The following is an 8,617-nucleotide window of genomic DNA, read 5'->3' on the forward strand; positions in this document are numbered from 1 at the left end:
CTCCTTTCAAAGACTTTTGACTGGTGGGGAGGCCGCGCGACGGGAGTTCGGTTCAGCGGAAAGGAAGAAGAACAGGGGGATACACGGAAGATGGAACAGTTCCGTTTTGAAATGTTCCAACGCCGGGAACGTCGTTCTCGGTGATATCTTCCTTTGAGAGAGCCCCTTTGAAGAGAAAGGAGCTTCGAGAGATGCTGCGGGAAGGGATTCGATAAATACAAAAATCTTTGGAAAGGGAGGGAGGGGATTCGCGCTGGCGGGGTTGGGGAAGGGAGGGAAAAGCGTGGGGGCTCCCCCTTTCTTCAGAAGGCTTTTCCCTCCCCAATATTCTCGCCCATTCAAAATCAATTGAGGCTATTTTCCGGCCTTGGCGTTGGGGAAGAAGAGCTGCTTGCCTTCAAGCTGGAAGCTGGCGATGGCCTTCTGGGTATTGGGGCTGATCCACCAGTTGATGAACTTCTTGGCGGCTTCCTGCTTGACCTTCGGGCACTTGGCGGGGTTGACCATCATGACGCTGTACTGGTTCAGGAGGGCCTTGTCGCCTTCGACGAGGATCTTCAGGGGCGCATCGCCCTTGGCGGCGGCATTGTACTTGATGTAGGTGCCGCGGTCGGTCACGGTGTAGCCGTCTTTTTCGGCGGCGATGCGGATGGTGGCCATCATGCCCTGACCGGCGTCAATGTACCACGTGGCGTCCTTGCCGGGCACTTCCATGCCGGCGACTTTCCACAGCTGCTTTTCGGTGTTGTGCGTGCCGGAGTTGTCGCCGCGGCTCACGAAGGGGATCTTCTTTTCGGCGAAGGTCTTCAGGGCGGTGGGGATGTCCTTGCCCTTGACGCCGGCCGGGTCGGCGGCGGGTCCGATCAGCACGAAGTCGTTGTACATCACCTGATGGCGGTCCACGCCGAAGCCGTCGGCCACGAACTTTTCCTCAAGGGCGGGGGCGTGTACGAGCAGCACGTCGACGTCGCAGTCCTTGCCGTGGGCGAGGGCTTTGCCCGTGCCTACGGAAATCCATTTCAGCTCGATGCCGGTGTCCTTTTTGAAGATGGGCTGGAGATATTCCAGAAGGCCGGTGTCCTGCGTGCTGGTGGTGGTCGCCATCATCAAGGTTTCGGCGTTGGCCATCTGGGGCAGCAGCAGAAGGGAAAGGACGAGGAAAGCTCTGAGCAGACGCATTGAAAAACGCTCCTTACAAAAGGTTGTGCCTTGCGGCAGACACGAATTTGAACATAATCGTTTCGAGTATGCTCCGCCTTGCATATAAAATCAAGGAGTGTGCGTAACGGGATTGCCAAGTTTGGCAAATAGGGTAGAAGTCGGCGACCGATTGCCCGGCTTGACAGAATCCATATCAATTGAGTAGGAAAGTCGGCGTACCTTTATCGCCGCGAAGGAGTGTTTCCCGTGCCCATTAAGATTCCTGAAGATTTGCCTGCCCGCCCGATACTGGAAGGCGAAAACATTTTTGTCATGACGGAAGGCCGCGCCAACCGTCAGGACATCCGGCCTCTGGAGATTGCCATCGTCAACCTGATGCCGACCAAGATCGCCACGGAAACGCAGTTGCTGCGCCTGCTCGGCAATACGCCCCTGCAAGTGAACGTGACGCTTCTGCGGGCTGAGGGGCACGAATCCAAAAATACCGCGCCGCAGCATCTTGAGCGTTTTTATAAGACGTTTTCTCAGGTGCGCGACAGCTCGTTCGACGGCATGATCATCACCGGCGCGCCGGTGGAACAGCTCGCCTTTGAGGAAGTGGACTACTGGGACGAGCTCGTCGGCATCATGGACTATGCGAAAAAGCACGTGCACGCTACGTTGTATATATGTTGGGGCGCGCAAGCGGGGCTGTACCATCATTACGGCATCCCGAAGTACGGGCTTCCGCACAAGCTTTCCGGTATTTTCAGCCACACCATCAATGATCCCACGAATCAGCTGTTCCGGGGATTCGACGATGTGTTCCATGCGCCGCATTCCCGGCACACTGAAGTCCGGGGCGAAGACATTGCCAAGATCCCCACGCTGGAGATTCTGGCCGAGTCGGATGAGGCCGGGGTGCTTGTGGCCGGTACCCTCGACGGGCGGAGCATGTTCATCACAGGGCATCTTGAGTACGACCGGGATACGCTGGATGCGGAGTATCGGCGGGATGTGGCCAAGGGGATGGAGATCGCGCCTCCGGCACATTACTACCCCGGTGACGATGTGACGCGGCCCCCGCTGGTCAGCTGGCGGGCCCATGCCCATTTGTTCTATTCCAACTGGTTGAACTATTGCGTGTATCAGGCGACGCCATACCGCCTTGACGATATCCCCACAGACAGGGATTAAGTCCGTCCTCGGAGAAAAGGTTGCGGGGCGTTCACGCGGTGCTACGGGATACGCCGACACGTTGGCATGTCCCGTGTGGGGGACAGTGGAGGGCTCTGCGCGGGGGGCTTCCGATCCGGGGCTGGCTCCGGGTTCGGCTTGGGGGATGAGGAAACGGCTTTCAGGTCGGAACGCATCCGAAGCTGTTTGAAGAACGGGTACGGGGAACCTCTCTCAAGGGGAGGATGCCGCCCGGTATGCGCGGGGCCCGAGGTGGGCCGCCTCAGGACCTTTTCCCGAAATGACGGTTCCGGCCTTGTGCCGGGTACGGAGGACAATAATGCCTATCCGTTTTGAAACGCTCGCCGTTCATGGCGGGCAGTATCCTGATCCTGCGACGCTGTCGAGGGGAGTCCCGGTCTACCGGACCAGCAGCTACCTCTTCAAGAGCGCGGAGCACGCCGCCAAACTTTTTGGCCTTGCCGAACAGGGGAATGTCTATGGGCGGCTCGGCAACCCCACGCAGGCCATGCTGGAAGAACGTATGAGCCTGTTGGAGGGCGGTGTCGGGGCGTTGGCTTCGGCGTCGGGTACGTCCGCCATTTTTTCGACGATCGTCAATCTGGCGAAGCAGGGGGACGAAATCGTCTCGGCGAACAACCTGTACGGCGGGACGTTCACCCTGTTCAACGACATCCTGCCCCAGTTCGGGATCACCACTCGGTTTGTGAAGCCGCAGGATTTTGACAAGATGGAAGCCGCCGTCAACGGGCGGACGCGCGCCTTGTATGTGGAGGCCATCGGCAACCCCGCGCTGGACGTCGTGGATCTGGATGCGGTATCCGCCATCGCCAAGCGGCATGGGCTGCCCTTGGTTGTGGACGCGACCTTCGCCACGCCGTATCTGCTTCGGCCTTTTGAGCATGGTGCGGATATTGTGGTGCATTCATTGACGAAATGGCTTGGAGGGCACGGCACGGCTCTCGGCGGCATCGTCGTGGACGGCGGTACATTTGACTGGACGGACAGCCGTTTCTCTCTGTACGTCGAGCCCGATGCCAGTTATCATTACTTGCGATGGGGATATGATCTGCCGGAAGGGTATCCGCCGTTCATCACGCGGATGCGGCTGGTCCCCCTGCGTAATCTTGGGGCCTGCATTTCGCCGGACAATGCGTGGATGATCCTGCAGGGGCTGGAAACCCTGCCGCTGCGCATGGAGCGGCACTGCGCCAATGCGCTGAAGGTCGCCTATCATCTCAAGCAGCACCCGAAAGTGGCGTGGGTCCGCTATCCGGGGCTGCCCGACGATCCCGCCCATGCCGTGGCTTGCCGTATGCTGCGCAACGGGTTCGGGGGCATGGTCGTTTTCGGGATTCAGGGAGGCCAGCCTGCTGGCCAGCGGTTCATCGAAAAACTTGGCCTCTTTTCGCATCTCGCCAACGTGGGCGATGCCAAGAGCCTTGCGCTCCATCCAGCGAGCACAAGTCACGCGCAGCTCAGCGAAGAACAGCAGCGTGACGCGGGATTGCCGCCGGAACTGATCCGGTTGTCCATCGGTATCGAACACATCGACGACATTCTTGAGGATCTCGATCAGGCTCTTGGAGAGAGCTGAGCCGATCCGGAGGGTGTGGTCCTTTAGGGGGAAAGCATGCGTTATTCGACTCGCACCCGATACGGGCTCCGTTTTTTGATCAATTTGGCGGGACGGCCTGCGGGGTCCTGTGTCCAGTTGGCGGAAATCGCCCGCGAGGAAGGCGTTTCCGTCAAGTATCTTGAGCAGATCGTACGTGTCTTGCGCCCTGCGGGCATTTTGCGTTCCGCACGCGGGGCCAAGGGAGGCTATGCGCTTGCGAAATCCCCGGACGTCATTTGTATGGATGAAGTGTTTGAGCATCTGGAGGGGCATATCTCTCCGGTGGAATGTCTGTACGGGACAAAAAACTGTGAACGGGAAGGCGCTTGCCCCACGCGGTGGTTTTGGCGGGAGCTGGATGAGCACATGCGGATGTTTCTCAAGGGCATGACGCTCGCCCGTTTTGTCGAGCGGGAACGGGCCCTGAAAAAGGGAAAAGGCGCTTTTCCTGTGGACATGGATGGTCCGGCGTGCTTTCATGCGTTGCATCGGACGCCGCCGGAGGGCGGTGGGAACGCATGACGGAGCGGAAAATGAAAGACGGATTCTGGATGCTGCTGTGCGCGGCCTGTCTCTTGTTGTCGGCGCGGTCCGTGCAGGCGCGGGAGCTGACGGCTTTGGATATTTTTGCCCAGTTGCCGATCACCTTGTTTGAAAACACGCCGGAAGGCCTTTCCGAAGATGAAAAGCTCCGGCTGATCGAGCAGGGGGCAAGCGAATTTTGGGAGGTGGAGCGGTTCGACGCCGATCGCCTCGTACTGGTATCGCGGCCTTTTGGCGAGACGCGGGTGGGGTTGCGTGTCTTCCGGGGAGGGGACAGGCTGCTTGCCGCAATAGGGACGGACGGGGGCGCCATGTGCGCTCTTGAGCTCTGGCAGGAAGACGCCACCGGTGGATTCGTGCCGGCCAATCCGCCGGATGACCCGCAGCTTTCCGATTTTTTGGCCTCAGGGCAGCGGCTTGCGGCGGATGTTTCCCCGGCGTTCATGTTCTGCCTTGAAGATGACGGACTGGATGTGCGGCCGCTCTTCTGGGGGCCTGCGGGCCTCGTCGACGTGCCTGTAGGCAAATCTGTGCGTTATATCTGGAAGTCGGGGGCGTTTGAAAAAACGGTGTCCGGCAAGCCCGAATAGCTTGTGCTGCGCGGATTTCCGTACTTGCCAAGCTTGGATAGACGCTATAGTATATGGATTTTGTGGCCCTAGCCGTAATTATGGGCCTTCTTTCACTATGTCTTTAACCCCTTTTTGCCCCAGGAGGCCTCATGTTTGCTTCTGTTGCTCATGCGATGGGTACGGCCGGTGCCGGTCAGGCTGGCGGCGCTGACGCCCTCATGCAGTTTGTTCCTCTTATCGCCATGCTCGCCATCTTCTACTTCCTGCTCATCCGTCCCCAGCAGAAACGCGCCAAGCAGCATAAAGCCATGCTGGAAGCTCTGAAGAAGGGTGATCAGGTCCTGACCACCGGCGGCCTCGTGGGCCGTGTCGTGGACATCGACGGCGACATCCTCTCCATTGATCTCGGCAGCACCACGGTAAGCCTCGGCCGCGCCTATGTCGTGAGCGTGATGGATCCCCGTTCCAAGGCCGTGAAGGAAGAGAAGTAGGTTCTTTTGCTTTGCCGGCAGACATGCGTTCCGTCGATCCCGGCGGGCGTATGTCTGCCTTTCTTCATTTTATGCGCGGAGCGTTCCGCGCCGTATGGCCTCATCGGGGAAAACAGGGGCCGTACGCATAACGACAGTGCAGATCCGGCCGGGGGGCGGGCGGATGGGCCGAATCTGATGCTCTCAGGGGAACACCATGAAATCGTTGAGTTGGCGGATAGTCGTCTCGCTGCTGGTTCTGTTGGCCAGCATCGTTTATGTGTTGCCGAGCCTGCCGGGCGTCGGCGGATCGTCTTTGGGCAATCTGCTGCCGGACGCACGGATAAGCCTTGGGCTTGACTTGAAGGGCGGGATGCACCTGACCCTTGGCGTGGAAGTGGACAAAGCCGTAAGCAATTCCCTTTCGCTGACCGGGCAGGAGCTGCGCGCTCAGGCTTCCGAAAAGGGGATCACCGTCCTGCGCTCGCGCCTGACCCCGGACAATCGCCTTGAATTTTTGCTGCCCAGAGCCGAACAGCGGACCGAGCTCCAGGAGATGCTCTCCAAAGATTTTTCGCAGCTTGCCGTTGACTCGCCTACGCAGGTGGAAGGCGGAGGGCTGCGTTTTACGGCGGTCTTTACGCCCGCCGCCAAAGCGAAGATCGAGGAAATGGCCCTTGATCAGGCTGTCCGCACCATCCGCAACCGTATCGACCAGTTCGGCGTCGCCGAACCGGATATCCGCAAGCAGGCCGATTTCCGCATTCAGATCCAGTTGCCCGGCCTGACTGATTCCAAGCGCGCTATCCAGCTTGTGGGCCAAACCGCCCAGCTGACGTTCCACCTCGTGCGCGACGACGTGAACCCGCAGGGTATCCTGCCTCCCGGTGTGGCCCTGTTCCCCATGGTGACGGTCCGTCCCGACGGTTCCACCTCCGAAAGCATGATCGCGCTGGACAAGGAACCGCTCATGACCGGCGAGGACGTGGCTGATGCCCGTCCCACCTTCGACAACCGCGACAACAAGCCAAGCGTCGGGCTTTCCTTCAACTCGCGCGGCGCGGCTATGTTCGAGCGCATCACCGGCGAGCACATCCATAAGCGTATGGCCATCGTGCTTGACGGCAAGGTGCACAGCGCCCCCACCATCCAGAGCCGCATCGGCGGCGGCAAGGCCAGCATCACCGGCAGTTTCACGCCCACCGAGGCGCAGGACCTTGCCATCGTGCTGCGTGCGGGCTCGCTTCCCGCGCCCGTGACCGTGCTTGAAGAACGCACGGTCGGCCCTTCCCTCGGGAAGGAATCCATCGAGAGCGGCATTTCGGCCGCCGCGGTGGGCGGCATCGCCGTCATGGTTGTGATGCCGTTGTACTATGGGCTAGCCGGGCTGCTGGCCGACGTCATGCTGGTCTTCACCATCACCATGCTCATGGCCGGGCTCGCCGCCTTCGGCGCGACACTGACCCTGCCGGGCATTGCGGGCATCGTGCTGACCATCGGCATGTCCGTGGACGCCAACGTGCTTATTTTTGAACGTATCCGCGAAGAGATACGGCAAGGCCTGAAACCGCTTGAGGCCGTGGCCGTGGGGTTTGATCGCGCGACCATTTCCATTGTGGACTCCAACCTGACCACCATCATTGCCGCCGCCATCCTGTATCAGTTTGGCACCGGCCCCGTGCGGGGATTCGCCGTAACCTTGAGCCTCGGTATCGTGGCGTCCATGTTTACGGCCATTTTCGTCTCGCGCACGGCGTTTGGGCTCTGGCTTGGTGGAAACGACGGGAAGAAGCTCAGCATCTAGCCGCCCGGCTGGTGCGTATCCGTCGTTGGATGTATCTCGAGCTTTAAGATACGAGGAGTTCTGGCATGAGTCTTCATATATTCAGCAAGCAGACAAAAATAGATTTCGTAGGTATGCGGCATTATGCCTACGGTCTGTCTGCGCTTCTTATTCTAGTGGGGCTGATCACCATTTTTATGAATGGCGGCCTGCGGTATGGCGTCGACTTTGCCGGCGGCGCGGCGGTCCAGCTTCAATTTGAAAAGCCGGTGGCCGACGAAGATATCAAAAAATCGCTGGCCGAGATGGAACTGCCCGGTCTGGCTATTCAGCAGTACGGCGAGGACGGGCGCGATTATCTGGTCCGTTTTTCCACGCCGAACCTGACCAGCGAAGGCATCCGCAGCAATATCCTTTCCTCGCTGGAAAAGAGTTTTGCCGGCAATCCTGCCAGCATCCAGCGGCTGGAGATGGTGGGGCCCAAGGTCGGCGCGGATTTGCGGAATGCGGCGCTTGAGGCCATGTATTTCGCCATCCTGCTGATTACCGTGTACATTTCCGGGCGCTTCGAACAGCGCTGGATGATCGCCGCGATCATGGCGGCGGTTCTCGGTTCGGCCATGTACGTCATGGGCTTCCTCGGGATGGACATGGTATACCGGGTGATCGGTGCCTTGGCGCTGACCTTGCTCATTTCTTGGAAGCTCAAGTTGAATTATGCCATCGGCGCCATCGTGGGGCTTTTGCACGACGTCCTGATCACCTTGGGGCTGTTGGCGATGATGGGCAAAGAGATCGACCTGAACATCATCGCGGCGCTGATGACGCTCGTGGGCTACTCGCTCAACGACACCATCATTGTGTATGACCGTATCCGCGAAAATCTCCAGAACCAGCCGGAAGACAACCCCGCCCCGTTGGCCGACATCATCAACCTGAGCGTGAACCAGACCCTTGGCCGTACGATCATGACCTCGGCGACGACCCTGATCGCCGCCCTGAGCCTGACGATCCTTGGCGGTGGTGCGATCCACGACTTCGCGCTGACCATGAGCCTCGGCGTGTTCATCGGTACGTTCTCTTCCGTCTTCGTCTCCAACCCGATCCTGCTCTTGCTCGGCGATACCCGCCAGTATATGGTGGCCCGCAAGAAGGTGGAATACGAGCGCCCCGGCGAACACGGGGTCGTGTAGTTTTTCAAGAGGAGCGGGAGGGCGTTTGAAAAAGAGCTCCCTCCCCGGACCCCTCCAGCAACACTTTGGCCTTATTGAATCCTTGTTCCCAGCTTTCCTGA

Annotated in this window: 8 protein-coding genes; 7 read left to right on the forward strand and 1 reads right to left on the reverse strand. The window is 59.5% G+C overall.

What is annotated here, in order from left to right; all coding sequences use genetic code 11:
* Positions 1–354 precede the first annotated feature (354 nt).
* Positions 355–1,179, reverse strand: coding sequence for a substrate-binding domain-containing protein (locus tag HMPREF0178_RS12030; protein ID WP_009733641.1), 825 nt, complete (start codon positions 1,177–1,179; stop codon positions 355–357).
* Positions 1,180–1,407: 228 nt separating this feature from the next.
* Between HMPREF0178_RS12030 and metA the strand changes: the two genes are divergently transcribed.
* From metA to secF, 7 genes are all read left to right on the forward strand, one after another.
* Positions 1,408–2,337, forward strand: a complete 930-nt coding sequence (metA, locus tag HMPREF0178_RS12035; RefSeq protein WP_009733642.1) for a homoserine O-succinyltransferase — start codon at positions 1,408–1,410, stop codon at positions 2,335–2,337.
* A gap of 319 nt (positions 2,338–2,656) precedes the next feature.
* Complete coding sequence (locus HMPREF0178_RS12040; RefSeq protein WP_009733643.1) at positions 2,657–3,934, forward strand: O-acetylhomoserine aminocarboxypropyltransferase/cysteine synthase family protein; 1,278 nt, start codon at positions 2,657–2,659, stop codon at positions 3,932–3,934.
* A 36-nt stretch (positions 3,935–3,970) separates the two neighbouring features.
* Positions 3,971–4,477, forward strand: a complete 507-nt coding sequence (locus HMPREF0178_RS12045; RefSeq protein WP_009733644.1) for an Rrf2 family transcriptional regulator — start codon at positions 3,971–3,973, stop codon at positions 4,475–4,477.
* Between the two features lie 11 nt (positions 4,478–4,488).
* A complete protein-coding gene (locus HMPREF0178_RS12050) occupies positions 4,489–5,088 on the forward strand; it encodes a hypothetical protein (protein ID WP_009733645.1) in 600 nt (199 codons plus the stop codon).
* Between the two features lie 131 nt (positions 5,089–5,219).
* The gene (yajC, locus tag HMPREF0178_RS12055; protein ID WP_005025604.1) at positions 5,220–5,561 is read left to right on the forward strand and encodes a preprotein translocase subunit YajC; all 342 of its coding nucleotides are present in this window, start codon (positions 5,220–5,222) and stop codon (positions 5,559–5,561) included.
* Between the two features lie 196 nt (positions 5,562–5,757).
* A complete protein-coding gene (gene secD / locus HMPREF0178_RS12060; protein ID WP_009733646.1) occupies positions 5,758–7,344 on the forward strand; it encodes a protein translocase subunit SecD in 1,587 nt (528 codons plus the stop codon).
* 65 nt (positions 7,345–7,409) lie between these two features.
* Positions 7,410–8,516, forward strand: coding sequence for a protein translocase subunit SecF (secF, locus tag HMPREF0178_RS12065; protein ID WP_009733647.1), 1,107 nt, complete (start codon positions 7,410–7,412; stop codon positions 8,514–8,516).
* Positions 8,517–8,617 lie beyond the last annotated feature (101 nt).

It is taken from the genome of Bilophila sp. 4_1_30, assembly GCF_000224655.1.
Taxonomy (GTDB): Bacteria; Desulfobacterota; Desulfovibrionia; order Desulfovibrionales; family Desulfovibrionaceae; genus Bilophila; species Bilophila wadsworthia.

Excerpts from the sequence above, each read along its gene's own strand:
- HMPREF0178_RS12030 (WP_009733641.1), bottom strand. The coding sequence starts at position 1,179 with ATGCGTCTGCTCAGAGCTTTCCTCGTCCTTTCCCTTCTGCTGCTGCCC.
- HMPREF0178_RS12040 (WP_009733643.1), top strand. The coding sequence starts at position 2,657 with ATGCCTATCCGTTTTGAAACGCTCGCCGTTCATGGCGGGCAGTATCCT.
- HMPREF0178_RS12045 (WP_009733644.1), top strand. The coding sequence starts at position 3,971 with ATGCGTTATTCGACTCGCACCCGATACGGGCTCCGTTTTTTGATCAAT.
- HMPREF0178_RS12050 (WP_009733645.1), top strand. The coding sequence starts at position 4,489 with ATGAAAGACGGATTCTGGATGCTGCTGTGCGCGGCCTGTCTCTTGTTG.
- yajC (WP_005025604.1), top strand. The coding sequence starts at position 5,220 with ATGTTTGCTTCTGTTGCTCATGCGATGGGTACGGCCGGTGCCGGTCAG.
- secD (WP_009733646.1), top strand. The coding sequence starts at position 5,758 with ATGAAATCGTTGAGTTGGCGGATAGTCGTCTCGCTGCTGGTTCTGTTG.
- secF (WP_009733647.1), top strand. The coding sequence starts at position 7,410 with ATGAGTCTTCATATATTCAGCAAGCAGACAAAAATAGATTTCGTAGGT.